Origin of the sequence: Proteus sp. fly-1067, from assembly GCF_040139345.1 — a bacterium.
GTDB lineage: Bacteria > Pseudomonadota > Gammaproteobacteria > Enterobacterales > Enterobacteriaceae > Proteus > Proteus vulgaris_B.
In genome coordinates this window covers 1-752 of the sequence record NZ_JBEEUL010000082.1, presented here as the reverse complement: position 1 = coordinate 752, position 752 = coordinate 1, and the positions used below count along the sequence as shown (strand labels likewise).

Annotated in this window: 2 protein-coding genes; one reads left to right on the top strand and one right to left on the bottom strand. The window is 40.0% G+C overall.

What is annotated here, in order from left to right; translation table 11 throughout:
* On the top strand, positions 1-329 hold a 329-nt coding region (locus ABN217_RS19245), incomplete at its 5' end, for a GTP-binding protein (protein ID WP_349459858.1).
* Between the two features lie 113 nt (positions 330-442).
* Here ABN217_RS19245 and ABN217_RS19240 read toward each other — a convergent pair.
* The coding region (locus ABN217_RS19240) for a BON domain-containing protein (protein WP_349459857.1) at positions 443-752 on the bottom strand (310 nt) is incomplete at its 5' end.

Genomic DNA, 752 nt, shown 5'->3' with positions numbered 1-752 from the left:
ATCTTGATATTGTTTTTGTAGAAAGTGGTGGCGATAATTTGAGTGCAACGTTTAGTCCAGAACTGGCGGATTTAACCATTTATGTGATTGATGTAGCTGAAGGGGAAAAAATCCCACGTAAAGGTGGTCCTGGTATTACACATTCGGATTTATTAGTAATTAATAAAATCGATCTGGCACCTTATGTTGGCGCATCATTAGAAGTAATGGAAGCGGATACGGCTAGAATGCGTCCTGTGAAACCTTATGTTTTCACCAACTTAAAAGAAAAAGTAGGCTTGAAAACTATTATCGATTTTATTATTGATAAAGGGATGTTAAGACGCTAACGACATGTTTTAATGCAGCCCGATTTAGTTAAGCGAGACACTGTCAGTATCGGCCGTTATTCACAAGGGCCGATACTGACAGGATAATACAGAAACAATATCAAAATGTGGGGTTAATTAAGGTAAGTAAATGCGGTTGTTACTTTCACAACCCCTTTGGTTTCACTGGCGATTTTCGCAACAGCCGCGCCTTCTTGGCGGGTTAAAATGCCAAATAAGAACACTTCACCATTTTCAGTGATCACTTTGACTGAAGACGATTTGACTGAATCACTGCCTAAAATTTGAGAGCGAACTTTAGTTGTTAACCAGGTATCTGAGGAGGCTGTGCCTAATGTCACTGGTTCGCCTTGGCGGACTTCGTTATAGACGTTATTTACACCTTCAACTTTACTTGCGACTTGTTTTGCCGTATTAGCCACA